Raw genomic sequence first — 25,470 nt, 5'->3', positions numbered from 1 at the left:
GCGCGGAGGGCGGCGCGGAGCTTTTGTCGCCTCCCCCCAAGCTGTCGTCGTCAAACGGGCTGGCCAAACCGCCGGCGATCGGCCACGACCGCCGCCCATGGTGGAACAGATCCTCGGCTGGCTTGCCGGCATCGTCATCGCGGTCATCGAAGCGACCGGATATCTGGGCGTCCTCATCCTGATGGCGATCGAGAGCGCGTGCGTGCCGCTCCCGTCCGAACTGGTGATGCCGTTCGCGGGCTATCTGGTCTCGACCGGCCAGATGAACCTGTACGCCGCCGCCACCGCCGGCGCGCTGGGGTGCAACGTCGGCTCGATCATCGCCTATGAGGTCGGCAAGCGCGGCGGCCGCCCGGTGATCGAGCGCTGGGGCAAATATCTGCTGATCGGGCCGGACGAGCTGGACGCCGCCGACCGTTTCTTTCAGCGCTGGGGCAATTCGGCGGTGTTCATCGGCCGTCTGCTGCCGGTGATCCGCACCTTCATCGCCTTTCCCGCCGGCGTCGCGCGGATGCCGCTGATCCCGTTCCACCTCTATACCTTCGCGGGAAGCTGGCCGTTCTGCCTCGCGCTGACCTGGGTGGGGATGAAACTGGGGCAGGCCTGGCACAGCGACCCGCGGCTGAAGGCGGCGTTCCATTCGGCCGACGCGGTGATCGGCGTGGTGCTGGTCGTGCTTGCGGGCACGTGGATCTGGTTTCGTATTCGCGGCATCCGCAAGGCGAAGGCGAAGGGTTGATGGATCGTCCTCCTGCGCAGGCGGGGGTCCGGGACCACGAGGGATACACCTTCGATCCTTTGGCCCGCCTTGTTCGGGAGCACGGGCAAGTGCCCCCAGAACGCGGTGGGGTACGGCTACGCGGTGGGCGCGGTTAGAGCGCGAGCGCCTTTGCCGCGTCGGCGCCGTCCCATTCGGCCGCGCCGCTCACCCGCCACACTTCCTTGCCCGCCGCATCGTAGAGGATCGTGGTCGGCAGGTTGACGCCCAGGCCGGTGCTGAACGCGATCTTGGGGTCGAGCGACGGCTTGATCGCGCGGTAGCCGCCCTTGGCCCAGAACGGCGCGACCTTGGCCGCGTCCAGATCCTGCGACAGCGCGATCACCTGAAGCTTCGCGCCCTCCCGCACCGCCAGCGCATCGAGCGACGGCATTTCCTTGATGCACGGCGCGCACCACGTCGCCCACAGGTTGAGCAGCACCGGGGTGCCGCGATAGGCGGCCAGCGTCACCGATTTGCCCGCCGGATCCTGAAACGCGAAGTCCGGCGCCGCCTCACCGCGATGACTGGTGTCGAAGCTGCCGGGCTTGGCCGCCGGGCCGCTCGCCAAGGCTTCGTCCGGCGACGGCGGCGGGACTTCGTCGCCGGCGGCGACATTGGCGGACTCGTTGCCTTGTGCCACGGGCGGTGATTGCCTATCGCAGCCCCCGGCCAGCGCGGCCATGGCAAGGACAGGCACAATCGCGGATCGCATGAGCAAATCAAACTCCATGTGGGGCGGGCGTTTCGCCGAAGGCCCGTCGGCGGTGATGCGCGCGATCAATGCATCGATCCCGTTCGACAAGCAAATGTGGCGGCAGGACATCGCTGGATCGAAGGCGCACGCCACGATGCTGGGCGCACAGGGCATCGTCGAGGCCGACGACGTCGCGACGATCCTGACCGGGCTGGACGCGGTGGCGGCGGATTACGCGGCCGACGGCGTGCCCGACGACCTCGCGCTCGAGGACATCCACATGCTGACCGAGGCGCGGCTGGCGGACAAGATCGGGCCGGTCGCCGGGCGATTGCACACCGCGCGCAGCCGCAACGATCAGGTCGCGACCGATTTCCGGCTGTGGGTGCGCGACGCGATCGACCAGACTGACGCGGCGCTCGGCGGATTGCAGGACGCGCTGATCGCGCGCGCCGACGAACATGCCGCCAGCGTGATGCCCGGCTTCACCCACCTCCAGAGCGCGCAGCCGGTGACGCTGGGCCATCACCTGATGGCCTATCACGACATGATCGCGCGCGATCGCGGCCGGTTTCGCGACGCCCGCGCGCGGCTCAACAAGAGCCCGCTCGGCAGCGCGGCGCTGGCCGGCACGGGCTTTCCGATCGATCGCGACGCGACGGCGGCGGCGCTGGGTTTCGACGGACCGACGACCAATTCGCTGGATGCGGTCAGCGACCGCGATTTCGCGATCGAATATCTGACGGCGGCCGCCCAGTGCGCGCTGCACCTGAGCCGGCTAGCCGAGGAATTCGTGCTGTGGGCGTCGCAGCCGTTCGGCTTTGCCAGCCTGAGCGACCAATGGTCGACCGGCAGCTCGATCATGCCGCAAAAGCGCAACCCCGACGCCGCCGAGCTGGTGCGCGGCCACGCCGGGCGCATCACCGGCTGCCTGGTCAGCCTGATGGTGACGATGAAGGGACTGCCGCTGGCCTATTCGAAGGACATGCAGGACGACAAGCCGCCGGTGTTCGAGGCGCATGGGCTGCTCGAACTGTCGGTCGCGGCGATGACCGGGATGATCGACAGCGCGACCTTTCGTACCGATCGGATGCGGCAAGTGGCGGAGACCGGCTTTTCGACCGCCACCGACCTGGCCGACTGGCTGGTGCGCGAGGCGGGCGTGCCGTTCCGCGAGGCGCATCACATCACGGGGCGCGCCGTCGCCCATGCCGAAAGCCTGAAGGTCCGGCTGGATGCGCTGCCGCTGGGCGCGCTGCGCGAGATCGACGAGCGCATCGACCGGCGCGTGTTCGACGTGCTGGCGGTCGATGCGTCGGTGGCCAGCCGCACCAGTTTCGGCGGCACCGCGCCGTCGCGGGTGCGCGAGGCGGTGGCGGCGGCGCGCGCGGCGCGGGAGGCGGAACGATGAAACGGCTGGCATCGGCGCTTGTGGTCGCGACCCTGCTGGCCGGATGCGGCGCGCGGGGTGACCTGAAACCCCCGCCGGGCGAGATGTTGCCGGTCAAGCCCTATGGCGCCCCGGCGACGCCGACCCCGGCGGACCTGCTCAAACCGGGCGCGCAAGCCCGGCCCGACCGCAGCGACGAGCTGCTCAAGAATTCGGAGGAGCGCGGGCAAGACCCGTTCGACCTTCCTCCCCCCAATTGATGGCGCACACCACACCATGACTCACTTCCATCTGAAGGACGGCGAACTCCACGCCGAGAACGTGCCGCTCGCCCGCATCGCGGCGGAGGTCGGCACGCCGGTCTATGTCTATTCACGCGCCGCGTTCGAGGCCAACGCCACCGCGCTGCGCGCCGGGCTGGCCGCGCTCGACAACGTCCACCTCGCCTATGCGATCAAGGCCAATCCCAATCTGGCGGTGGTCAATATCCTGGCCAAGCTGGGCTATGGCGCCGACGTCGTCTCGGCCGGCGAGATGCAGCGCGCGATCGCGGGGGGCATGGCGCCGTCCGGCATCGTCTTTTCCGGGGTCGGCAAGAAGATCGCCGAGCTCGACGCAGCGCTGGAGGCCGGGATCGGCCAGTTCAACCTGGAGATCGAGGAAGAAGGCGCGGTGCTGTCCGCGCTGGCGCTGGCGCGCGGGGTGAAGGCCCCGGCGGTGCTGCGCGTCAATCCCGATGTCGACGCCGGCACCCATGCCAAGATCTCCACCGGCAAGGCGGAGAACAAGTTCGGCGTTGCGATCAACGACGCCCCGGCGATCTATGCCCGGCTGGCGGCGCTGCCCGGCCTCGATATGCGCGGCGTCGCCTGCCACATCGGCAGCCAGATCGCCGACCTCGCCCCGCTGGAGACCAGCTATGCCCGCATCGGCCGGCTGGTCGCCGATCTGCGCGCGGCGGGGCACGCGGTCACGCATGTCGACCTGGGCGGCGGCTTTGGCGTCGCCTATCGCCCGGGCGAGGTCTATCCGGTCTCGGCCGAGATCGGCGCGATGATCGCCCGCGCCACCGCCGGCTGGGACGTCACGTTGATGTTCGAGCCGGGGCGCTTCATCGCCGGCAACGCCGGGCTGCTGCTGACCGAGGTGATCTGGGTCAAGCCGGGCGTCGGCCACCCCTGGGTGATCGTCGATGCGGCGATGAACGACCTCGCCCGCCCGGCGCTGTACGACGCGCACCACGAATTCTCCGCCGTGCGCCCCACCGGCACGCGGATGATCGCGCATATCGCCGGGCCGGTGTGCGAGAGCGGCGACACCTTTGCCAAGAACCGCGAGATCGACGTGGTCCGGCGCGGCGACCTGGGCGTGTTCCACACCGCCGGCGCCTATGGCGCGACGATGGCGTCGACCTACAACAGCCGCGCGCTGGTGCCCGAAGTGCTGGTCGACGGCGATCGCTATGCCGTGGTCGCCGATCGCATCGCGCCGAGCGCATTGATCGACGCGGAGCGCGTGCCCGAGTGGCTGTGACGCTCCACAGCCTGCCGATGTTCATGCGGCTTCACGGCAAGCCGGTGATCCTGGTGGGCGATGGGCACATGGCGGACGCCAAGCGCCGCCTGATCGAACGCGCCGGCGCGACCGTCGTCGCCGAGGACGACGCGCAGGCGCGCTTCGCCTTCGTCGTCGGGGATGAGGCCGCCGCGATCCGGCTGCGCGCGCGCGGCGTGCTGGTCAACGCCACCGACCGGCCCGATCTGTGCGACTTCACCATGCCGGCGATCGTCGAGCGCGGCGACGTGATCGTCGCCGTCTCCACCGGCGGCGCATCGGCCGGGCTGGCCGCGCAGTTGCGCCAGCGGATCGAGACGTGGCTGCCCGCCGGACTCGGCGCGCTGGCCGCCGGGCTGAAGGCGGCGCGCGCGCGCATCCATGCGCGCTGGCCCGATTTCGACGACCGCCGCCGCGCGATCGGAGCGGCGCTGGCGCAGGACGGTCCGCTCGATTCGTTCGCCGCGCCCGACGTGGAACGCTGGCTGGCATCGGGCATTGACGCCCCTGCCCCGCAAATGGTGACCGCCACGCTGACATCGCCCGATCCCGATGACCTGACGCTGCGCACCGCGCGCTGGCTGAGCCTGGCCGACCGCGTCTATCATGGCGCGACCGTGCCGGCGGCGATCCTCGACCGCGCGCGCGGCGATGCCGAGCGGATCGCCGCGCCGCCGCCGGCCACGCCGCTGCCCGGGTTGAGCGTGGTGCTGGATTTCGCCGGGTGAGCGGTTTCGCCTTCGCGGTCGAGGGCGGCGTCGCCACCGAATTGCCGCTGGGCGAGGCGCCGGAGCATAGCGCGGGGCTGGTGTGGGTCCATCTGACGGTCAACGACGAGGAGGCGCAACGCTGGCTGGGCGGCGCGGCCGGGCTGCCCGACTATGTGATCGATGCGCTGACCGCGGTCGAATCGCGGCCGCGCTGCGACCAGATGGGCGCCGGCGCCTTCATCAACCTGCGCGGCCCCTCACCCGATCCGGCGTTGAACGAGCTGGCATCGGTCCGCATCTATGCGCTGGCCGGGCGGGTCTATTCGGTCACCCGCCGCGCGCTCAATGCGCTGGGCGAGGTCAAGGCGCTGGTCAAGGCCGGCGGCGTCGCCGATCCCGGCGACCTGATCGCCGAATTCGCGATCGCGATCACCGCCGAGCTGGATCCGATCGTCGCCGACCTGGGCGACCAGCTCGACGAGTGCGAGAGCGCGATCGAGGCGAGCAACGCGTTCGAGCTGCGCCGCCGCGTCGCGCGCGTGCGCAGCGAGGCGATCCAGTACCGCCGCTTCCTGTTCCCGCAGCGCGCCGCGCTCGACAAGCTGGCGGCTTTACCGTGCGCGTGGCTGCACGACGACGACCGCCAGCACCTCGCCACCGCCGCCGATCGCGCCGCGCGCATGGCCGAGGAGGTCGAGTCGATCCGCGAGCGCGCCGGGCTGACCCATGAGTCGCTGACCGACCTGCGCGCCGAACTGATCGACCAGCGCAGCCTGATCATCGCGATCGCGGCGATGGTGTTCCTGCCGCTGACCTTCATCACCGGGCTGTACGGGATGAACGTCCACGGTCTGCCCTATGCGCAGGAGCCGTGGGCGTTCGACGCGATTTCGGCGATCTGCGCGCTGATCGCGGTGGGGATCACCGCCTATTTCATCTGGCGCCACTGGACGCGGTAACGCCGCGGAAGACTTGATCTGCGGACGTGGATGCGGGTTCAGCCCCGCCGAATCGACCCTGGGCTCAGCCGGTCGATCTCGCCGTGCAGCGCGTGGATCGAGGCGATCAGGCGGCTGCGGTCGGCCTGGCTCGATGCCAGTTCGGCGCGCATTTCGCCCAGCTCGATCGCGCGCGCGGCGATGCGGGCGTCGAGCGCAGCGTTGGCCCGCTTGAGCTCGCCCAGCCGGCGCGACCGCTCGAGCGTGCGTTCGATCCGCGCGGCGAGCACCTCGAACGCGAACGGCTTGGCGATCCAGTCGTCGGCGCCGGCGGCCAGCGCCTCGACCGCCGCCTGCGGCTCGCTGCGGCTGGTGACCATGATGATCGGCAGTTCGGCGGTTTCCGGGGTGGCGCGCACGTCGGTGAGCACGTCGAGCCCGCTGACATCGGGCATCACCATGTCGAGCAGGACAAGGTCGATGCCGCGCGCCGCGATCAGATCAAGCGCCTCGCGCCCGCTGCCCGACAGCATCATCAGATAGCCCAGCCGCCCCAGCCGCGCACCGAGCACGTTGAGGTTGGTCCGGCTGTCATCGACCGCCAGGATCGTGCGGGTGCGCGAAATCTCCATCGCCCCGGCATATAGCGCCGGGGGCTCACGATCTGGTTAACGCCGCGACAGGAAATCGAGCATCTGGCCGACCATCAGCGCGATCTGCGGTTCCGCGCGCGCGATCGAATCGGGTTCGATCGAGTTGATCGCCACCCCCAGCGGAGTCGGCCAGCCGCGCAGCGCGTGGGTGATCGTCCGCAGCCCGGTGAGCGTCGACACCGCCGCCTGCCAGCCCGCCGCGATCGCGATCTGGCCGACCGGCATCCCGGTGAAATAGGGGCGCTCGTCGTTGGCCATCAGCTCGACATGGTCGAGCGCGTTCTTGACCAGCCCGGAAAAGGTGCCGTGATAGCCCGGCGACCCCAGGATGATGCCGTCGGCGTCGCGCAGCGCCGCCAGAAACCGGTCGACCTGGTCGCCGGCGGCGTTGCCCGCCGGATCATAGTTGGGGAAATCGATCGCGTCGCCGGTCAGCAGCGTGGTGCGCGCGCCCAGCCCTTCGGCGATGCGCAGCGCCGCCGCCAGCGTGCGGCCGGTCGAGGATTCGGTGCGGGTGGTGCCCCCCAGAGCGACGATATGTGGCTGGCTCATGCCACGCCCGGATAGTCGAAGCCGCCGCGGTTCGCCAGCGCGCTCGACGCCGTCACGATCGGCGCGCGGTTTCCCACGCGGCGGCGATCTCGTCGATCGTCTCGGCGATCGTGACGAAACGGCGCGAATCGGTGCCGAGGCTCGCCTCGACCAGCTCGGTGCGCGCGCCCTGATAGACTCGGGCCAGCGTCTTCGACACTTCGCCGCCACGATCGAAGTCCAGCCCACCTTCCAGCGCGAACAGGATCGACAGGGCGCGGGTCACCCGCTCGCTCTTGACGTCGAAGCGGCGATTTTCGGCCGCCCAGGCGGCGGTGCGCAGCGCCCGCGACGCCTCGGTATAGAGCAGCGCGACCAGGCCCGCCGGATCCTCGCCGCCGGTGCGGCCGGCAAGGTCGATCGCGCGATAGGTGGCGTCGGGACGGGCAAAGGCGGTGGCGTAGCGCATCTTCGCTTACTGCGCGTTCCACACGGCGATCTGCTGCTCCAGAAACGCCTGGGTGCTCTTATAGGCCGCGACCCGCGCATCCATGTTACCGAACTGCTGGGTCAGCCGGGTGCGGGTCTGCTCCTCGGCGTCGGCCAGCTTGTCCTTGGCCTCGGCCAGCGCGCTCTGCGCCTTGGCGTAGCGGGTCGCCGCGGCGCCCAATCCGGTTTTCGAGCTGGTGACCGCAATGGTGATCTTGTTGAGCGCCGACGACAGGCCGGTGCCGTTGCCGGGATCGGAGAACATCGCCTCGATCGCGTCAGGCGCCTTGGCGAGCTGGGCGGTCAGCTTGGCCGCATCGACGCTCAATGTGCCGTCGCGGTTGGTGACAACGCCGATCGACGCCAGGCTGGCCGGGCTGCCATCGGTCTTGCCGGTCAGGTTGGATGTGGTCATCTGGCGCAGCTGGGTCAGCATGGTACGCGCGGCCGGATCGTGCGCGAGCGCGCCGTTCACCGGGTCGGTCGCTTCCTTCAGCATCGCGTACAATTCGTTGTAGGTGGCGACGACGTCGTTGACCGCCTGGTTGAGCGCGGCGGTGGACGGCGTGCTGCCGATCGCTACCCGCGTACCGACCGCCGCCGATTGCAGATCGAGCCGCACGCCGGGGATCAGATCGGTGATCGTGTTGGTCGCGCGCCGCACCTCGACGCCGTCGATCGCGACGCGCGCGTCGGCGGCGGCGGTGGAAATCTGGGTGCCCGTGGCACCATTGCCGACGTTGAGCGCGGCCAGCCCTTCATCGCCGGCGGTTTCGGTCGCGGTGACGGTGAACGCCTTGGCCTCGCCGCTCGCGCCCTTCATCACCAGCCGCTCGCCGTTGACGTCGCTCACCACCGACGCGGTGACGCCGATGCCGGCGGCGTTGATTTTGGCCGCGATGCCGGACAGCGTCGCGTCGCCGGCCCCGATCGCGATCGGGGCGACGCTGGTGCCGTCGGCGAAGGCGAATTGCAGCGTGCCGGTGCCGACATGCGCGCCGGCGGGCAGCGCCACGGCGGTGTTGGCGACCTGCGCCGACGCCAGCGCGCGCACCTCGACGCTGCTCGACACCGTGCCGACCTTGGCCCCGGCGATTGCGCTGACCTGGACGATGCCGGTGTTGGCGCTGGTCGGCTGGGTCGACAGTGAGCCACCGCGCACCAGCGACTGCAAGGCGGTGTTGAAGCCGGTGATACCGCTCTTGAGTTGCGACACGGCGGAGACCTGTGCGGTCAGCGTCTCATCGCGCTTGTCGTAGAGCTGGGTCTTGCTGGCATATTGCGCGTCGACCAGCGACGTCACCAGCGCCTGGATGTCGATGCCCGATCCGGCGCCGAGCGTCTTGGCAATCGAATCGACCATCACCGTCTCCCTCTAGGAATAGAGCGACCGCGCGCGGCGGAAATTTAGTGGATCGTGGGGTTTTTCCGCCCGTTTTCATCGAAGCGCGCGGTCTCCGGCACGGCGACGTTGGGCTGCGTGCCGCCCGCTTCGGCATTGAGGCCGAACACGAACGCCAGCACCGTCGCGATCGCCAGATAGAGATCGTCGCGGACCTCCTGCCCTTCCTTGCTGGTGTAATAGACCGCGCGGGCCAGCGTCGGATATTCGAGCACCGGCACCGCCATCTCCGCCGCCAGTTCGCGGATCGCCAGCGCGGTGTCGCCGCGGCCCTTGGCGACCACCACCGGCACCTGATCGTTGAACCGGTCATAGCGCAGCGCCACGGCGAAATGGGTCGGGTTGGTCAGCACGACATGCGCCTCCGCCACCGCCTTGCGGAAATTGCGCTTGAGGATCTCGCGCTGGCGGGCGCGGATCGCGGACTTGACCTCGGGCGAGCCTTCGCTCTCCTTGTGCTCGTCCTTGATCTCCTGATGGCTCATCTTGAGGTTCTTCATCCGGCGGATCGCCTGGACCGGCACGTCGATGCCGGCGATCACCACCAGCCCGCCCGCCATCGCGAACAGCAGGGTCAGGAAACTGTCGCCGAGCGTGCCCAGCGCGCGATTGAGGTCGGTCGAGACCAGCCCCATCGATCCGTGCGCGGTGCGCCATAGCATCCACACGCCGATCGACCCCAGCAGCACCACCTTGAGCAGCGACTTGACCAGTTCGATCCAGCCGTTGGCGCCGAAGATCCGCTTGAGACCCTTGGCCGGGTTGAGCTTGTTCGGCTTGAAGCCGAGGTTCTTGGGATTGAAGGTCAGCGCGCCCAGCCCCGCCTGGCTGAGGATCGCCGCCGCCACCGCCACCGCGAACAGCACGCCCATCGACGGCGCCAGCGTCCACCCCGCCTCCGCCAGCGGGCGGAACGGCTCGAAATGCTCGACGTCGTCGCGGCCGAACGAGAAGCTGGCGGTCATCACGTGACGGCACGCCGCCAGCAGGCCGGGGCCGAAGAACACCATCCAGCCGCAGCCGATCAGGATCACCAGCGCCGACGCGAATTCGCGGCTGCGCAGGACATCGCCCTCATCCCGCGCCTTTTGCAGGCGCTTGGGTGTTGGGGCTTCCGTCCGTTCGTTATCCGACATCAGCCGAGCACCAGCTTGGCGGCCATGTCGAGACCCTCGCGGATGATGACCTGCATGTAATCGCCCATCACCGGCAATGCGATGAACAGCGCGATCACGCCGACCGCAAGGCTGGCCGGCAGCCCGACCGCGAACAGATTGAGCGCCGGCGCCGAGCGCGACAGCATGCCGACGACGAGGTTGAGACACAGCAGCAGGAAGCCGACCGGCAGGGCGAGCAGCAGCCCGGCGAGCATCGCATAGCCGCCGAACATCGCGATGTTCATCAGCCGCGCCGGCGCCAGCCACTCCGCACCGGGCGGCAGCGCCTCATAGCTGCGCACCACCAGATCGACGAGCACGAGATGGCCGTCGACCGACAGGAACAGCAGCGTCAGCAGGATCGACAGGAAATTGCCGAGCGCGGGGGTGGAGGTGCCGTGTTGCGGATCGATCTGGTTGGCGAAGCCGATGCCCATCGACGCGCCGATCAGTTCGCCTGCGACCAGCGGCGCGGCGAAGGCGATCTGGAGCACGAAGCCGAGCGCGAGGCCGACCAGCAGCTCCGCCGCGATCGCCAGGAAGGTGGTGATGGCGAAGATATGTTCGGGGGCGTGGATGGGGGTGACGTTCATCACCAGCACGCCGATCGCCCCGGCCAGCGTGATCCGTACGGGCAGCGGCACCGCGACCGCGCTGAACACCGGCGCAGCGACGAACGCCGCGCCGACGCGCACCATGCAGAACAGCAGCGTCCACAGCTGCGGCTCGATCGCGAGGCCGAAGCCCATCACCGGCTATTTCACCAGATCCGGGATGCGTTCGAAGATGCTGACGGTGAAGTCGCTCAGCAGCCCGAGGATCATCGCGCCGAACACCACCAGCGACACCGCGACCACGATCAGCTTGGGCACGAAGCTCAACGTCTGCTCGTTGATCGACGTCGCCGCCTGGATCATGCCGAGGATCAGGCCCGACAGCAGCGCCGGGATCAGGATCGGCGCGGCAGCCAGCGCCAGCACCCACATCGCCTCCCGCGCGACGGTCAGGAAATAGTCGGCGTCCATGTCAGGAGTCCCGCCCCGTTCGCCCTGAGCTTGTCGAAGGGCCGTCCTTCTTCAAACCGGCGCGCGCAAAAGAAGGGCGGTGCTTCGACAAGCTCAGCACGAACGGTTGTGGAGGAATCACGAGCCTCAACTCACGAAACTATTGGCGAGGCTGCCCATCGTCAGCGCCCAGCCGTCGACCAGCACGAACAGCAGCAGCTTGAACGGCAGGGATATGATCTGTGGACTGAGCATCATCATGCCCAACGACATCAGCACCGTGGCCACGACGAGATCGATGACGATGAACGGCAGGAAGATGAGGAAGCCGATCTGGAACGCGGTCTTCAGCTCGCTGGTGACGAACGCGGGCAGCAGCACCGAGAACGGCACGTCGGCGGTATCGGCATACGGGCCGCTCTTCGCCATGCCGGCGAACATCGTCACGTCCTTGACCCGCGTCTGCTTGACCATGAAGGCGTGGAGCGGCTTTCCGGCCGTCTCGATCATCTGGGTCGCGCCGATCCTGCCTTCGGAATAGGGCTGGATCGCCTGGGTGTTGATGTCCGAGATCACCGGCGACATCACGAAGAAGCTGAGGAACAGCGCCAGCCCGATCAGCACCTGATTGGGCGGTGATTGCTGGAGCCCCATCGCCTGGCGCAGGATCGCCAGCACGATCACGATCCGGGTGAAGCTGGTCATCATCAGCAGGATGCTGGGCAGGACCGTGAGCAGCCCCATGATGATGAGGATCTGCAGCGACAGGCTGAGCGGGGCGTTGCCGCCGCCGAGATCGCCCAGCGCGCGATCGACCGCGTCGCCGACGCCCGGCGCGACCGGGGCCGGAACCGGGGGCAGGCCCTGCGCAAAGGCCGGGAAGGCGATCAGCGCCGCCGTCATGATCGCCAGCACGACGATCAGCGCGCGGAACGTCCGGCCCGAATTGCTCCGGGTGCTGGGCAGGAAATCATTGATGGTCACGGCTGTTGGCCCGGTGCCTTGTCGATCAGGTTGACGCCGCCGCGGCCGACCGAGACGAGCAGGCGATTGCCCTCGAAATCGAGCACCGCCAAGCGCAGGCCGGGGGAGATCATCATCGTCTCACGCACCTTGAGCAGCCGCTCGCCCTGGTTGCCGGGCATCCGCGCTTCCAGCCGGCGCCACAGGTAGAGGCAGCCGATCAGCAGGCCGCAGACGAGCGGCAGCAACACGACCAGCTTGAGGATATACCCCCACATCATTGGCGCGACGCCCGCTTATCGGGGCTGACCAGTTCGGTCATCCGCACGCCGAACTTGTCGCCGACGGTGACCACTTCGCCGCGCCCGATCAGCGTGCCGTTGACCAGCACGTCCAGCAGTTCGTTGGCGTGGCGATCAAGCTCGATCACGCTCGATTCGCCCAGCGCGAGCAGTTCGCGCAGGGTGAGCGAGGTCGATCCGATCTCGACCGTCAGCTTGACGTCGACGTCCTGGAGCAGCCGGAAATTGGCGGCCACCGATGCGTCGACCGGGGCTCCGCCGGACATGTCGTTCATTGGTCTGCGTCCTCTTCGTCGAGACGATTAAGTTGGGTGATGCGAATGGCGGCGCGACCGTTGGAGGTGCCGACCAGGCCGGTGCCGAGACGATCGTTGCTGACCATGATCGGCACTTCGGCGCCGAAATTGACCGGCACGACGTCGCCGACCTTCAGCTCCATGAGCTGCGCGAGCGATATCACCGGCTCGGCCAGCACCGAGCGGACCGGAAAGCGGACGCTCATCGCGGCGCGGGTCAGGCCGGCCTGCCATTTCGGCGCGACCGCGGTGGCGTGGCCATGGACCAGCTTGCCGGTGAGCGTGGGGGCGAACGGCTTCAGCGCGGCGACCGGATAGACGATATCGACGAACACCGGCGCGCTGTCCCCCGCCGCGACCCCGAAACGGGTCACCACCATCGCATCGTCGCCGTCGACGCCCTGGATCATCGCCGAGCTCGCCTCGGGATGGCCGGGCGCGAAACCAAGGCGCGCCAGCGGCTCCCACGCGCTGGTCAGCGGTTCGGCGATCATCTGGCCGATGCGGACGATCATCGCCTCCGCCGCCGGGGTGAACTCGCCGGGCAGCGGCTTGGGCCGATCGCCGGCGCCGCCGAAATAGAGATCGAGCGCCTCGAGCACGAAACCGCCGTCGAGCACGATCAGCGCGCGGGCGCTGCCCGGCGTCATCGCCAGCGGCAGCCACGCGGTGAGGACGTTGGGGCGTTCGGCGGCGTAATCGGCGAACCGCTGGACGACCAGCGGCTCGGCCCAGGCGCGGACGTGGCTGCGCAGCACCGGCTCGAACACGCCACGCAGCGTCCGCGCCAGCCGCGCCGACAGATGCTGGACGGTGTGCAGATCGCCGAACGGATTGAGATTGGCGGCCCCCAGCGACGGCGCATGCTCCGCCGTCGGGCGATCGCGCCCGCGCCGTTCCGAGTCCATCGTGGTTGCCGTCCTGTTAACCATGCCCGGTCACTGAACAACGAAATTGGTAAAGTAGACGTTACTAATCCCGCCGAAGCCCGATTTTTCCTTCAGAACGCGGTTGATCGACGCGGCGACCCGCTTCTGGATCCCGATCTTGCCCGCTTCGGTGAACACCGTCTCCTCATCGGTGTTGCCAAGCTCCATCAGCACCGCCGAACGGACGGCGATCTCATGCGTCTTGAGATTGTCGATGACGGTATCGTCATAGGGCGTCGACACCGCGATGCCGACCTGGACGAAATGCACGCTTTCCTTGAGATTGGCGGTGAATTCCTTGTCCATCGCGTAATAGTTGGAGGCGTAGCGATCGCCGCCTTCGCCGGGCGGAGGAGCGCTGCCGTGCGAGCCGCCGGCGCTTTCGCCGCCGCCCTCGCCGTGGCCGCCACCCTCACCGGCCGCCGATGCGCGCTTCTGCTCGGATGCGGGGACCAGGCGCGGGCCGGTGTCGCGCGCGGCGCCGGGGCCGCCGCCGACCAGGCCGCTCGACGAGGCATAGAGCCCCGCGCCGACCCCGCCGCCGACCAGCACGATCAGGCCACCACCGATCATCAGCAGTTTCAGGATGCCGCCCTTCTTCTTGGGGGCCGCTTCGGCCTTGTCGCTCATCATTCAGTCCTTTCGTGTTCAGGCAATACGGATGTCGTCGGAGTCGGTCGCGGTGGCGTCCGCGCGTGATGCGGGTGCCGGGGTGCGGCCGGGGGACTGCGGCTGGCGCGGATCGCGGGTGCCGGACTGGGTCTGGGCCTGCGCCTGTCCCTGTCCCTGGCCAGAATCGGCACTACCGCCGGCCAGCTTGAGCCCGCGGCTCTCGGCCAGCTCGGCCAGGCGCGGCGCGGCATCGGCGATCAGCGTGCGGGCCGCCTGGGTATCGGCGGTCAGGTGGACGCGGACCGATTCGCCGTCGTGGCGGATCCTGACATCGACCTGCCCCAGCGCGTCGGGTGCGAGGCGGATGCGAGTCTCCCGCGTGCCGCCCTCGTCGCGGACCATCTCGATCCGTTCGATCATCTGGTTCATCCAGTCGTCGCGGCGGGTGTCGAGCGGCGCGCCCTGGGTCTGGGCCGGGGCGTGGACGGCGAGCGGCGTCGTCGCGCCGGCGGGCGCCGCGAGGCCCGGCAGCGCAAAAGCGGACGCCGCATCGCCGGCGCTATCGTCGCGTCGCGCCGGCGCGACGCGTTCGGCGGCGAACATCGCGGCGGCAAAGGCCTGCACCGCCGGCTGGACCGACGGTGCGGCGATCATCGCGGGTGACGGAGCGGCGACGACCGGCTGCGCAACGGGTTCAGCACGCACGGAGGGCGCGCGCGCGGCATCAACCGCGGCCGGCGCGATGCGCGGCGTTTCGGCAGGGATGACGACCGGGTCAGCGGAGGGCGTGACAGCAACGGTCGGGACAACGGCCGGCGCGGGACCCGCACGGACGAAGCTCGCGCGAATCGTGGGTTCGGCGACCGGTGGTGAAATCGACTGGCCAGGCCCGGGCGGCGTGGCGACGCCTGCCGCATCCGCCGACGCTGCGGGAACCGACGCGGGCACCGGCTGGGACGCGATCGCCACCGGGGTCGGCGCCACCGTGGCCGGACGTTCGGGCGGGAGCGCCGGTTCGGCAGCGCCGGCCGGCTGCGGTGCCCCTTCCGGTGCGTGTCGCGCGACGACGGGTGCCGCCGCCGGACGCTCGACTGTGGCTGGAGTGACCGATGCAGTGGTGGTCGTCGCCGGATCAGCGGACTTCGCCTCGACCTGAGCGGTCGATGTGATCGGCGATGGCGGCACGGCCGGGCCGGTCGCGGCCCCGGTGCGCGCGCGCGGCAACGCCATCGAGGCTGCGACCGACGTGGCGAGAGGCGGCGGCGGCGATACGACGACCGCGGGCTGTGGCCCATCCTCCACCGGCGCGCGGCGGTTCCTGGGCGCTGGGCGCGCAGGGGCGTCGTCGCGTGAGGGAGACAGGGCGGATACCTCGACCGTATCGACAGCAGGCTGTGCGGCTACGGGGGCAGGCGCGCTCCGGGCGCGGGCGCGCGACCGCGCCGGGGTACGGATGGCGGGTTCGGCGGGGGCCGGGCCGGATTTCTCCGCTGTGACCTCCGCCTGATCCTCGGCCGCCGCGACCAGCGCCAACGGCAGCGGGACCGACGCCGGATCAGGATCGGCGGGGATCCCCGTCGCCACCAGCGCGGCATCCGGCATCGCCGCCACCGGCAACGGATTGCCGGGCGCGGCAAGTGCCTGCCGTTCGGGTGCCGCCACGGTCACGCCGCCGCCAGACGCGGGGGCGGTCGCCGGCGCCGGGCTCAGCGACCCCAGGAACCGGGCCAGCGCCATCGCGAAATCGGCGGAAATCTGCGGAGTTGACCCGGCCGGCCGGGACACGTCGATCGGTCCGGGGGCAAGCAGGGTCGTAAGCTGGATCATGCGTCAATCCCGTCTGGCGAAGCTTCGCCAGCGGTATCAGCAAGGAGCGTGCCGGTTTTTGCGGACGACGGGCGGTTCCTCCAGCGCGCGCAGTGCGCGGATCGCCTCCTCGGTCTGGGCACGGGCGATCAGCTTCTCGATCGCCGACTGGTCGCGACGCGCCTCACGCGTGGCGGCCTGCGCGCGGGCGACCCCGGCCTCGGCGGCCTCGACCCGCGCTTCGGCGGCAACGGCGGAAGCGTGCAGCCGGTCGCGATAATAGGCGGCGGCGGCGAGGCTGGCGGCGAAGCCCGCCTCTGCCTCGCGGGGCGCGACGCTCGACACGAGCTGGCCGATGCGCGCACGTAACGCCGCCTCGCTGTCGAGCTTGGCGGTCGCCGCGATCTCCTGCGCCTGAACCTGCCCAAGCTGGAGCGTGCGGACGCGGAGCAGACGTTGCAGCCGCTGGGGCGAGCGCGCCGTCGCCATTTCAGCCGTCCCCGAACACGCCGACCAGCTCGGTCACCGCTTCCTCCAGCCCGACGATGGCGTCGGCGTCTTGGCGAACGTAGTCCATCACCGCCGGATGATAGGCGATCGCCGCGTCGATCGCGGGATCGGCGCCGGGGCGATAGGCGCCCATCAGCACCAGATCGCGATTCTCCTCATACGTTGCGAGGTGGCGGCGCAGCACCCGCGCGGCGTGGGTCTGTTCGCGCGCGACGATGTCGGTCATCACCCGGCTGACCGACGGCCCGATGTCGATCGCGGGATAGACGCCGCGCTCGGCCAGCGCGCGGTTGAGCACGATATGCCCGTCGAGGATCGACCGCGCCGAATCGACCACCGGATCGTTGCCGTCGTCGCCGTCCGCCAGCACGGTATAGATCGCGGTGATCGACCCGCCCGAATGGACGTCGGTGCCGGCGCGCTCGATCAGGCTGGGCAGCATCGCGATGGCCGAGGGCGGATAGCCGCGCGCCGACGCCGGCTCGCCCAGCGCCAGCCCTATCTCACGCCCGGCATGGGCGACGCGGGTGAGCGAATCCATGATCAGCAGCACCTTCTTGCCCTCGGCGCGAAAGGCTTCGGCGATGGCGGTGGCGCGCAGCGCGCCGCGGATACGCAGCACCGGCGAATGGTTGGCGGGGACCGCGACCACCACCGATCGGCTGCGCGCATCGCCGGCGACCTTGGTTTCCAGGAAGTCGGCGACCTCGCGGCTGCGCTCGCCGATCAGCCCGACGACGACGACGTCGGCCTCGGCCGCGCGGACGATCATGCCGAGCAGCACCGACTTGCCGACGCCGGAGCCGGCCATGATGCCGATGCGCTGGCCCTGGCCGATCGTCAGCAGACCGTTGATCGCGCGCACGCCGACGTCGAGCGGTTCGAGCACGCGGCCGCGATCGAGCGGCGACTGGAGCTTGCCCGCCAGCGGCCAATGCGTCGCGCCGCGCACCGGGCCAAGCCCGTCGATCGGCTTGCCGGCGCCGTCGACGACGCGGCCGAGCAGCGCCGCGCCGACCTCCGCCTCGCCGGCGGGGCCGACCGGGCGCACCGGCGCGTTGGGGAGCAGCGGCGCGGGGCCGCCCAGGTTCATCAGCAGCGTCTTTCCGCCGCGAAAGCCGATCACCTCAGCCTCGACCCGACGATCGCCCTCGGTGCCGACCGCGCAGACCGTGCCGACCGGCAGTGACAGTCCGACCGCCTCCATCAGCAGCCCGTCGCACGATGACAGCCGCCCGGAAACGCGCGGTTGCGGGTGGAAATCCCGGAGCGCGAGATTGCCGAGATAGTCGGTGGTGAAGGCGTTCATCATGCGGCGAAGGTCACTTCGGCATCGCCGCGCGGTCGATCGCGCCGCTCAGTTGTTCCAGCCACTGGCCGGGGCCGTCCTCGACGATGGTCGAGGCGCTTTCGAGCACGAAGCTGCCGCGCGCGATCGCCGGATCGGCGACCGGAAACAACGTGCCGGGCAGGCGGCCGTCGACCAGCGCCACGTCGGCGGGGTTCAGCCGGAGCAGCATCGATTCGGCCGCGTCGGCAAGCATGTCGACCGCCGCCTCGACCCGGCTGGCGAGCAGATCGGCCGATACGCCGGCCTCCCCCACCATGCGCGACACCAGCAGCAGCACCGTCTGGCGCAGATCGCGCGCAATCCGTTCGCGATCGAACCTCTCGCCCTTGCCCAGCGCCTCGCCGATCGCGTCGATCAGCGCGCGGTCGCGGCCGGCCTCGGCGGCGGCATGCGCCAGCCCGGCGGCGAAGCCCTCGGCATTGCCAGCCTCACGCGCGGCGGCGATCGGATCGATGAAGCCTCCGGCATCGGCCGTGCGGTCGTCGCCGGTCAGGCCGCTTTCGGGATCGAGTGGATCCCAGCCTTCGGTCGGGTCGCTGTCGGGATCGAGCGGGGTGAAATGGCGCGGGCCGTTCGCCTGTTCCGGCTGCGGCTTGAACGACTTCGGACGGCGGACCCCGGCGATACGCTCACGCGGGTCGATCGCCTCGAACCCGGCGGGCAGAGCGAAGGCGGCGCTCAGGATCGCCGCCGCCGCGTCATGCCGGCTGGCGAAGCCGGCGCGAAAATCAGACATAGTCGTCCTCTCCGCCGCCCATGATGATCGTGCCGTCCTTGGCCAGGCTGCGCGCGATCGCGATGATCGCCTTTTGCGCCTCCAGCACTTCGGACAGCCGCATCGGCCCGCGCGATTCCATCTCGTCGCGGATGCCGTCGGCGGCGCGGCTCGACATGCAGCCGAGGAACCGGCCGCGCACGCTTTCGTCGACGCCCTTGAGCGCGCGGGTGAGCGTGTCGACGTCGATGTTGCGGATGAGAATGCCCAGGTTCTTGTCATCGAGTTCGAGCAGATTGTCGAACACGAACATCGCTTCCTCGATCGCGCGGGCAACCTCGCGGTCGATCTTGGCCAGCTTTGGCATCACCCGCGCCTCGGTGATCTTGCGTGCGCTCTGCATGATCCTCGCCGCCTCGCGCGTGCCGCCGAGCTGGACGCCGGCGGGCGCGCCGGCGCTGCCGACCCGGCTGGACAGCATCGACCGCAGCGTATCGAGCGCCTCGGGCGAGACCGGCTCGAGCTTGGCGATGCGGTGCACCACCTCGGGCTGGATGTGCTCGGGCAGGATTTCGAGCACCTGCGCGGCGACCGATGGATCGAGGTTGGCGATCAGCACGGCGGCGATCTGCGGATGCTCGTTCTCGATCAGTCCGGCGATCTCCCCGGCGTCGAGCCAGTCGAGCAGGTCGATCTGCCCCGCCGCCTCCGGCGGGGTGATGCGCGACAGCACGCTGTCGGCCTTGTCCGGCCCAAGCGCGCGGGTCATCATCGTCTCGATCTTCGGACGCGGATCGAATCCGATCGCGGTCCGCTCGCGAGCGCGGGAAACGAAATCGTCGAGCACGACGTCGACCTCGTTCTCGCTGACGTCGGCCACCGCGAACATCGCCTTGCCGAGCTGGCGTACTTCTTCGGGGTCGAGCTTCTGGAGGATGGCCGCGGCCTCGTCCTCGCCGACCAGCATCATCAGCACCGCCGCGCGTTCGACGCCGGTGTAGATCCGGGTGATCGCGTTCACTGTGCGCCCTCCGACTTGATCATGTCGCGCACCGCCAGCGCCGCGCGGGTCGGGTTCTCGCGGGTGAAGCCGCGCACCAGCCCGACACGGTCGTCGTAGCCGCGCGCGTTGTCGAGCATCTCGACCGTCACCGGTCCACCGGCGTCTACCGGGCTGTCGGCGCCCGACTGTGCATCGGGATTGGCAAAGGCGAGGCGCGGACCGGCGACGGCGTCTTCGCGCTTCTTCATCAGCCCCCTGGCCAGCGGACGGACGCCCAGCAGCAGCACCAGCAGCGCGATCACCACCGCGGTCACGTTGCGCAGCACCATCGGCAGCCATTCCGCCTGATACCAGGCGGGGGCCGGCGCGGCATCGTCGCCACCGGAGAATTTCTTCGACAGCACCGTCACCTGATCGTTGCGGGTGGCGGTATAGCCGACCGCGGCCTGCACCAGCCCGGTGATCTGCTGGATCTCCAGCGCGGTGCGGCGGCCCTTGTCCGGCTCGCGCAGCAGCACCGCGACCGACAGCCGCTTGATCCCGCCGGGCGCGGCGCGGGTGACCGACACTTCCTTGCCCAGATCATAGGCGCGGGCATAGCTGTCCGTCTGCTTCATCGCGTCGGTGACCGGGCCGGCCGGCGTCGCCGGCGACGTGCCGGGCGCGTTGGGCGCGGGCTGCTGGCCCTGGGCCAGCGCCAGCGTGGCGGGGGCGGGCGGCGTGTTCGACAGCGCGCCGGGAATGCCGCCGGGCGGGGTGAGCGCGCTGGCCGGCTGGTTGCCGGTCCAATTGCCCTGTTCGGCGCGCACCGCACCCTGTTTCTCATAGCTTTCGCGCGTCGCCTGGGTCTCGTCGAGATCGACGTCGGCCTGCACTTCCGCGGTGAAGTTGCCGACGCCCAGCAGCGGGGTGAGCAGCTGGCTAATCTGCGCGCGGACCTTGTCCTCGACCTGGCGCTGGAACGCGATGCGCGCATCGCCCGCCTCGGTGCTCGATGCACCGGCGCCCGGCTTGCTGAGCAGCGTGCCCATCTGGTCGACGATCGTCACCGCATCCGGCTTCATACCCGGCACCGACGAGGCGACGAGATTGACGATCGAGCGGACCTGCGAATCCGCAAGCGAACGGCCCGACTGGAGCTTGACGATCACGCTGGCGCTGGGCGCCGCCCGATCGCGGACGAACACGGTCGATTCCGGCGTGGCGAGGTGGACGCGCGCATCGGCGACGGTGTCGATCTCCTCGATCGATTTCGCCAGTTCGGTCTCACGCGCCTGACGCAGCCGTTCGCCCTCTACCGCGCGCGACACGCCCATCGGCAGCTGATCGAGCAGCGCATAGCCGCCCGGCGCCGACTTGGGCAGATCCTGGCTCGCCAGAAGCATGCGCGCCTTGTGGTAGTCATCCTCGGCGACGGTCACCGACCCGCTGTCATCGACATCGGCATCGATGCTGGCGGTCTTGAGCGCCTGCACCACCGCCGCCTTGTCGCTGTCGGCGAGGTTGGGGAACAGCACCTTTTGCGGCGGCTGGCGCAGCATCGACCAGGCGAGCGCGGCGGCCAGCACCAGGCCGACCATGAAGATCAGCGGCAGCGACCGCTTGACCGCCGGCTGGCCGAGCAGGCCGGTGACCTGCTTCAGCGGATTGGCGAAGCGGCCGGCAAGTGGATTGCCGGGCTGCGGCACGGGAGCGAGTTGGGTAGCCATGGATTATACCGGCATGCTCATGATGTCCTTGTACGCGGCAAGGAGCTTGTTGCGGACCTGAAGCGTCGCCTCGAACCCGACGGACGCTTCCTGGCGGGCGAGCATCACCTTGGCGATGTCGATGGTTTCGCCGCGCTCGTAGGCGGCGGACAGCGCGCCCGCCTTCGACTGGCTTTCGTTGACCGACTTCAACGCATCGGTGAACGTGTCGGTGAAGCTGGCCGGTCCCGCCGGTGCCGCGCCACCGGCGGGCGCGGACGCCGCCGCGTTGGCACGCGACAGCGCGGCGTTGCGTTCGAGAATCTGCGCGCGCAGTTCCATCACCCGGTCGACGCCCATCGCGCCGCCGACACCGCCGACGCCGCTCATGCCGAGATCGCCCGGTTGGCGTTGACGTCGATGTCGTCACCCTGCTCACGCGCCTTGGCCAGACGATAGCGCAGCGTGCGTTCGGAAATGCCCAGCCGCCGCGCGGTCTCGATCCGGCTGCCGCCGCACGCGGCCAGCGTCTCGCGGATCGCGGCGAATTCGCTCATCTGCACCACCTTTCCCAGCGTCGCGGGCTCGTCGCTCTGCATCACCGGCGCGGGTGTGGCGGGACGATCGAAGATGGTGTCGTGCGCCTCGATCCGCTCGCCCTGCGCCAACAGCAGCGCGCGCTGGACGACGTTTTCCAGCTCGCGGACGTTGCCCGGCCAATCGTGGCGGATCAGCATCGCCAGCGCATCGTCGCTCAGCCACGGCAGTGCCGGCCGCTCGCCGGCGTGGCGGACGATCATCGCCGCGGCGAGCGCGGGGATGTCCCCGCGACGCTCGGCGAGGGCGCGGGTGGCCAGCGGAAACACCGACAGGCGATAGTAGAGATCGGCGCGGAACCGCCCGGCGGCGACCTCGCCCTGAAGATCGCGATTGGCGCAGGCGATGACGCGGACATCGACCTTTTCGGCCTCGGTCGCGCCGATCGGCACCACCTCGCGCTCCTGGAGCGCGCGCAGCAGCTTTGCCTGAAGGCCGATCGGCATCTCGGCGACCTCGTCGAGCAGCAGCGTGCCGCCGTGCGCGGCGCGGAAGAACCCCTGCCCGCCCGACGACGCGCCGGTGAACGAGCCCTTCACGTGGCCGAACAGCATCGCTTCGAGCATCGATTCGGGCAGCGCGGCGCAGTTGATCGCGATGAACGGCCCATCGGCGCGCGGCGAGCCATTATGGATCGCGCGCGCCAGCACTTCCTTGCCGGTGCCGGTCGGGCCGTTGATGAGGACGGTGATGTCCGACTGGGCGATCCGTTCGGCGAGTGCGTACAGCGCCAGGCTCTCGGGATCGGCGGCGACCGGCGCGCCCGGCCGCAGCATCGCGGTGGCGAAACCGGCGCCCAGCGCGGCGTCGTCCTGGGTATAGCTCAGCCGCGCCGGATTGCCGTCGCGGAACGGCACCGCGTGCAGCGGGCCCTCGCCGGCGATCAGCGTTCGACCGGCGACCGGGGGCGTCTCACCCTCCGCGATCAGGAACAGGTCGCCCGGCGTCGGACGTCCGGTCTCGAACGATCCGATATCGAAGCCCTGGGCGCGCAGACCGGAAACCAGGGCATATTTCTGCCGAAGCACCGCCGCCGAAGGAAAGAGTGAAACCATGTGAACCCCCGTGTTGATGACGGGATGCGGCCGGGATGGTTAACGTCGCGTAAAGCTTGCCGGCAAACCGGCATAATCTTTCCGGGCGCGTATAGGCACGCGGGCGCGGCCACGCGGGCGCGGCAAGGGGTGGCCGCCCCGCAGCGGACGCCCGCACCCCCCGCCCGGCGGCGCAAACCGGCCGCGCAAAGATGCTGAGCGAAACTGCTTAATCCCGCGCGCGGCCGGCCGTTACCCCTTGTGGCGGCTCGGGCTCCCGGAACTGGGGGGATGACGGGGACGCCGGCTTTGAACGGAGACAAGACATGACTGTCATCGGTACCAATATTGCTTCGCTGCGCGCCGCGAATGCGTCGACCCGCGCGAACGACGGCCTCAACACGGCGATGCAGCGCCTTTCGACCGGCAAGCGCATCAACTCGGCCAAGGACGACGCCGCCGGCCTCGCCATCGCCTCGTCGATGACCTCGCAGGTGCGCGGCATGAACCAGGCGATCCGCAACGCCAACGACGGCATCTCGATGGCGCAGACCGCCGAAGGCGCGCTGGAAGAAGTCACCAACATGCTGCAGCGCATCCGCGAGCTGGCGGTGCAGTCGGCTTCGGGCACCTATGATGCGGGCGACCGCACCAACCTGAACGCCGAAGTGACGCAGCTGAAGGACCAGATCGCCAGCATCATCAGCGACAGCGAGTTCAACGGCGTCAAGCTGTTCGACGGCACCGCCGGCACCAGCGGATCGGTCGCGATCCAGACCGGCGCCAACAGCGGCGACACCGTCTCGCTGAGCTTCGGCGCGATCTCGCTCGGCATCTCCGGCGTCGGGGTCGACAGCGACACCAACGCCGATGCCGCGCTGGGCACGGTCGACACCGCGCTCGACACGGTCAACACCGCCCGCGCCAACCTGGGCGCGTCGCAGAATCGCCTGCAATCGGTGGTCAACAACCTGACCAACAACGTCACCAACCTGACCGACGCGCGCAGCCGCATCGAGGACGCCGACTTCTCGTCGGAGACCGCGGCGCTCGCCAAGTCGCAGATCCTGTCGCAGGCATCCACCGCGATGCTCGCCCAGGCGAACCAGAGCCAGCAGACCGTCCTGCAGCTGCTGCGCTAAGCGAAACCCCGGTCTCCCCCGGCGCCGCCCCCCTTCATCGGCGCCGGGCCACCGACCGGAGTTCACGCACACGGAAAAGCCCCGGCGGTCACGCGACCGCCGGGGCTTTTCCTGTGGGGACGGGGTGAAGGGCCGGATCCCTTCCCCGTTCGTGCTGAGCTTGTCGAAGCACCGTCCTTCTTTTCGCCGGAAGAAGAAGGACGGTGCTTCGACAAGCTCAGCACGAACGGAAATGGGAGCGGGAGCGCGTTACCCCAGTCGGCGGGCCAGCGCCTTCTTCAGCCGGCCATGCGCAGCGGCCTTGATCTGGCATACGCGCGCGGCGCCGACGCCGATCACCTGGCCAATCTCCTCGAGGTTCAATTCCTCGACATAATAGAGCTGGATCACCTGCGCCTCGCGCTCGGGCAGCTCCATGATCGCGGCGATCAGCGCGTCGCGCTGTCCGGCTTCGGCGAGCTGGTCGAACGCCGACGGCTCGTCGGACATGAACCAGGGCGCGTCGTCCGCATAGACGTCGTCGATCGAATCGAAGCGGATCGCCTCCGCCGTCACATAATCGGTGCGCAGCTTTTCCACCGTCACGCCCAGCTTCTCCGCCACATCGGCATCGAACGGCGTACGGCCGGTCGCCTCTGTCAGCGCGGCGACGGTCTCCTGATAGGCACGGCGGCGGCGCATCGCGCCGCGGGTCAACGTCGCCTGGCGACGCAGCTCGTCGATCATGCTGCCGCGCAGCCGCGTCAGCAGATATTGCTCGAACGTCACGGCGCCGCGATCCTCGAACGCGCCGACCGCCTCGACCAGCGCGACCAGTCCGATCTGGACCAGATCCTCGATATCGACGATCGTGCTCATGCTGCCATGGACGTGCCAGGCGATGCGGCGGACCAGCGGCAGATGCTTGCGCACCAGCGCCTCGACGTCGCGTCCGCCGGGTGTCGCCGTCCGCGCATAGGTGAGCGGCTGGCCGGGATCGGGCTGGATGCGGGAATGAAAGCTCATGCCGCCAGCGCCTCCGGCGCGCCGATCACCGCGATCACCTCGACCGACTTGTCCTCGGGCACTTCAAAGAAGCTCATCACCGGCGTGTCAGGCAGCACCGATCGCACCAGTTTGCGCATCGCGACGCGGATCGCCGGCTGGACGACCAGCGCGAACGGCTTGGCTTCCGCCATGAGCGGCTGGGCGGCGCGCTGCATCGCGTCGACGATGCGCCGGCCGAGATCGGGCTCGATCG

General features: G+C 69.6%; 30 protein-coding genes. 7 read left to right on the top strand and 23 right to left on the bottom strand.

Going from position 1 to position 25,470, the window contains the following annotated elements:
- Nucleotides 1-97: 97 nt before the first annotated feature.
- Nucleotides 98-739: a DedA family protein gene (locus tag VNR91_RS10270; RefSeq protein WP_325490669.1), complete on the top strand. Its 642-nt coding sequence runs from the start codon at nucleotides 98-100 to the stop codon at nucleotides 737-739.
- Between the two features lie 133 nt (nucleotides 740-872).
- Here the strand turns inward: VNR91_RS10270 and VNR91_RS10265 are convergent, their stop codons facing one another.
- Nucleotides 873-1,400, bottom strand: a complete 528-nt coding sequence (locus tag VNR91_RS10265; protein ID WP_325490668.1) for a TlpA disulfide reductase family protein — start codon at nucleotides 1,398-1,400, stop codon at nucleotides 873-875.
- An 88-nt stretch (nucleotides 1,401-1,488) separates the two neighbouring features.
- On the opposite strand from VNR91_RS10265, the gene argH reads away from it, so the two are divergent.
- From argH to VNR91_RS10240, 5 genes are read left to right on the top strand one after another with little or no spacing between them, the layout of a single operon-like run.
- Complete coding sequence (gene argH, locus VNR91_RS10260) at nucleotides 1,489-2,865, top strand: argininosuccinate lyase (RefSeq protein WP_325490737.1); 1,377 nt, start codon at nucleotides 1,489-1,491, stop codon at nucleotides 2,863-2,865.
- Nucleotides 2,862-3,104 carry an LPS translocon maturation chaperone LptM gene (lptM, locus tag VNR91_RS10255; protein WP_325490667.1) on the top strand — a complete coding sequence of 81 codons (243 nt, stop codon included), beginning with the start codon at nucleotides 2,862-2,864 and terminating at the stop codon, nucleotides 3,102-3,104. Before argH ends, lptM begins: the two co-directional genes overlap by 4 nt.
- A gap of 16 nt (nucleotides 3,105-3,120) precedes the next feature.
- On the top strand, nucleotides 3,121-4,377 hold the full coding sequence (lysA, locus tag VNR91_RS10250; protein ID WP_325490666.1) for a diaminopimelate decarboxylase: 1,257 nt from the start codon (nucleotides 3,121-3,123) through the stop codon (nucleotides 4,375-4,377).
- Nucleotides 4,378-4,394: 17 nt separating this feature from the next.
- The gene (locus tag VNR91_RS10245) at nucleotides 4,395-5,126 is read left to right on the top strand and encodes a siroheme synthase (protein ID WP_325490736.1); all 732 of its coding nucleotides are present in this window, start codon (nucleotides 4,395-4,397) and stop codon (nucleotides 5,124-5,126) included.
- The gene (locus VNR91_RS10240) at nucleotides 5,123-6,067 is read left to right on the top strand and encodes a zinc transporter ZntB (RefSeq protein WP_325490665.1); all 945 of its coding nucleotides are present in this window, start codon (nucleotides 5,123-5,125) and stop codon (nucleotides 6,065-6,067) included. Before VNR91_RS10245 ends, VNR91_RS10240 begins: the two co-directional genes overlap by 4 nt.
- 38 nt (nucleotides 6,068-6,105) lie before the next feature.
- Here VNR91_RS10240 and VNR91_RS10235 read toward each other — a convergent pair whose 3' ends face one another.
- The 20 genes from VNR91_RS10235 to VNR91_RS10140 form a co-directional block, all read right to left on the bottom strand.
- Entirely contained in the window at nucleotides 6,106-6,678 is a 573-nt protein-coding gene (locus VNR91_RS10235; protein ID WP_325490664.1) for a response regulator, read from the bottom strand.
- Between the two features lie 36 nt (nucleotides 6,679-6,714).
- Entirely contained in the window at nucleotides 6,715-7,251 is a 537-nt protein-coding gene (locus VNR91_RS10230; protein WP_325490663.1) for an NADPH-dependent FMN reductase, read from the bottom strand.
- Between the two features lie 52 nt (nucleotides 7,252-7,303).
- Nucleotides 7,304-7,699, bottom strand: a complete 396-nt coding sequence (locus VNR91_RS10225; protein WP_325490662.1) for a flagellar protein FliS — start codon at nucleotides 7,697-7,699, stop codon at nucleotides 7,304-7,306.
- Nucleotides 7,700-7,705: 6 nt separating this feature from the next.
- Nucleotides 7,706-9,082 (bottom strand): flagellar filament capping protein FliD, encoded by a 1,377-nt coding sequence (gene fliD, locus VNR91_RS10220; protein WP_325490661.1) that lies wholly within the window; start codon nucleotides 9,080-9,082, stop codon nucleotides 7,706-7,708.
- Nucleotides 9,083-9,126: 44 nt separating this feature from the next.
- A complete protein-coding gene (locus tag VNR91_RS10215; protein WP_325490660.1) occupies nucleotides 9,127-10,257 on the bottom strand; it encodes a flagellar type III secretion system protein FlhB in 1,131 nt (376 codons plus the stop codon).
- Nucleotides 10,257-11,027 (bottom strand): flagellar biosynthetic protein FliR, encoded by a 771-nt coding sequence (gene fliR, locus VNR91_RS10210; RefSeq protein ID WP_325490659.1) that lies wholly within the window; start codon nucleotides 11,025-11,027, stop codon nucleotides 10,257-10,259. The genes VNR91_RS10215 and fliR overlap by 1 nt, the downstream gene beginning before the upstream one ends.
- A 6-nt stretch (nucleotides 11,028-11,033) precedes the next feature.
- Nucleotides 11,034-11,303, bottom strand: a complete 270-nt coding sequence (gene fliQ / locus VNR91_RS10205) for a flagellar biosynthesis protein FliQ (RefSeq protein ID WP_325490658.1) — start codon at nucleotides 11,301-11,303, stop codon at nucleotides 11,034-11,036.
- A gap of 126 nt (nucleotides 11,304-11,429) precedes the next feature.
- The gene (fliP, locus tag VNR91_RS10200) at nucleotides 11,430-12,185 is read right to left on the bottom strand and encodes a flagellar type III secretion system pore protein FliP (RefSeq protein WP_325490735.1); all 756 of its coding nucleotides are present in this window, start codon (nucleotides 12,183-12,185) and stop codon (nucleotides 11,430-11,432) included.
- A gap of 77 nt (nucleotides 12,186-12,262) precedes the next feature.
- A complete protein-coding gene (locus VNR91_RS10195) occupies nucleotides 12,263-12,526 on the bottom strand; it encodes a flagellar biosynthetic protein FliO (RefSeq protein WP_325490657.1) in 264 nt (87 codons plus the stop codon).
- Entirely contained in the window at nucleotides 12,523-12,822 is a 300-nt protein-coding gene (fliN, locus tag VNR91_RS10190; protein ID WP_325490656.1) for a flagellar motor switch protein FliN, read from the bottom strand. Before fliN ends, VNR91_RS10195 begins: the two co-directional genes overlap by 4 nt.
- On the bottom strand, nucleotides 12,819-13,751 hold the full coding sequence (locus VNR91_RS10185) for a flagellar motor switch protein FliM (RefSeq protein ID WP_325490655.1): 933 nt from the start codon (nucleotides 13,749-13,751) through the stop codon (nucleotides 12,819-12,821). The genes fliN and VNR91_RS10185 overlap by 4 nt, the downstream gene beginning before the upstream one ends.
- Before the next feature lie 30 nt (nucleotides 13,752-13,781).
- Entirely contained in the window at nucleotides 13,782-14,402 is a 621-nt protein-coding gene (locus VNR91_RS10180) for a flagellar basal body-associated FliL family protein (protein WP_325490654.1), read from the bottom strand.
- Nucleotides 14,403-14,420: 18 nt separating this feature from the next.
- Entirely contained in the window at nucleotides 14,421-16,211 is a 1,791-nt protein-coding gene (locus VNR91_RS10175; RefSeq protein ID WP_325490653.1) for a flagellar hook-length control protein FliK, read from the bottom strand.
- Between the two features lie 36 nt (nucleotides 16,212-16,247).
- Entirely contained in the window at nucleotides 16,248-16,679 is a 432-nt protein-coding gene (locus VNR91_RS10170) for a hypothetical protein (protein ID WP_325490652.1), read from the bottom strand.
- 1 nt (nucleotide 16,680) lies between these two features.
- Nucleotides 16,681-18,012, bottom strand: coding sequence for a FliI/YscN family ATPase (locus VNR91_RS10165; protein WP_325490651.1), 1,332 nt, complete (start codon nucleotides 18,010-18,012; stop codon nucleotides 16,681-16,683).
- Between the two features lie 10 nt (nucleotides 18,013-18,022).
- On the bottom strand, nucleotides 18,023-18,787 hold the full coding sequence (locus tag VNR91_RS10160; RefSeq protein ID WP_325490650.1) for a FliH/SctL family protein: 765 nt from the start codon (nucleotides 18,785-18,787) through the stop codon (nucleotides 18,023-18,025).
- Complete coding sequence (gene fliG, locus VNR91_RS10155) at nucleotides 18,780-19,787, bottom strand: flagellar motor switch protein FliG (protein ID WP_325490649.1); 1,008 nt, start codon at nucleotides 19,785-19,787, stop codon at nucleotides 18,780-18,782. Before fliG ends, VNR91_RS10160 begins: the two co-directional genes overlap by 8 nt.
- Nucleotides 19,784-21,478: a flagellar basal-body MS-ring/collar protein FliF gene (gene fliF, locus VNR91_RS10150; RefSeq protein ID WP_325490648.1), complete on the bottom strand. Its 1,695-nt coding sequence runs from the start codon at nucleotides 21,476-21,478 to the stop codon at nucleotides 19,784-19,786. The genes fliG and fliF overlap by 4 nt, the downstream gene beginning before the upstream one ends.
- A 3-nt stretch (nucleotides 21,479-21,481) precedes the next feature.
- Entirely contained in the window at nucleotides 21,482-21,847 is a 366-nt protein-coding gene (gene fliE, locus VNR91_RS10145) for a flagellar hook-basal body complex protein FliE (protein ID WP_325490647.1), read from the bottom strand.
- Nucleotides 21,844-23,109 carry a sigma-54 interaction domain-containing protein gene (locus VNR91_RS10140; protein ID WP_325490646.1) on the bottom strand — a complete coding sequence of 422 codons (1,266 nt, stop codon included), beginning with the start codon at nucleotides 23,107-23,109 and terminating at the stop codon, nucleotides 21,844-21,846. The genes fliE and VNR91_RS10140 overlap by 4 nt, the downstream gene beginning before the upstream one ends.
- 305 nt (nucleotides 23,110-23,414) lie before the next feature.
- On the opposite strand from VNR91_RS10140, the gene VNR91_RS10135 reads away from it, so the two are divergent.
- Nucleotides 23,415-24,230, top strand: coding sequence for a flagellin (locus VNR91_RS10135; protein ID WP_325490645.1), 816 nt, complete (start codon nucleotides 23,415-23,417; stop codon nucleotides 24,228-24,230).
- A 249-nt stretch (nucleotides 24,231-24,479) separates the two neighbouring features.
- Here the strand turns inward: VNR91_RS10135 and VNR91_RS10130 are convergent, their stop codons facing one another.
- Both VNR91_RS10130 and VNR91_RS10125 read right to left on the bottom strand, forming a co-directional pair.
- Nucleotides 24,480-25,235, bottom strand: a complete 756-nt coding sequence (locus VNR91_RS10130; protein WP_325490644.1) for a FliA/WhiG family RNA polymerase sigma factor — start codon at nucleotides 25,233-25,235, stop codon at nucleotides 24,480-24,482.
- A partial coding sequence (locus tag VNR91_RS10125) for an FHIPEP family type III secretion protein (RefSeq protein WP_325490643.1) occupies nucleotides 25,232-25,470 on the bottom strand: 239 nt, incomplete at its 5' end. The genes VNR91_RS10125 and VNR91_RS10130, both read right to left, overlap by 4 nt.

The organism is Sphingomonas sp. (assembly GCF_035555815.1).
GTDB lineage: Bacteria > Pseudomonadota > Alphaproteobacteria > Sphingomonadales > Sphingomonadaceae > Sphingomonas.
Note: the sequence above shows the minus strand (reverse complement) of the source record. Positions and strands in the feature narration are given on the sequence as shown.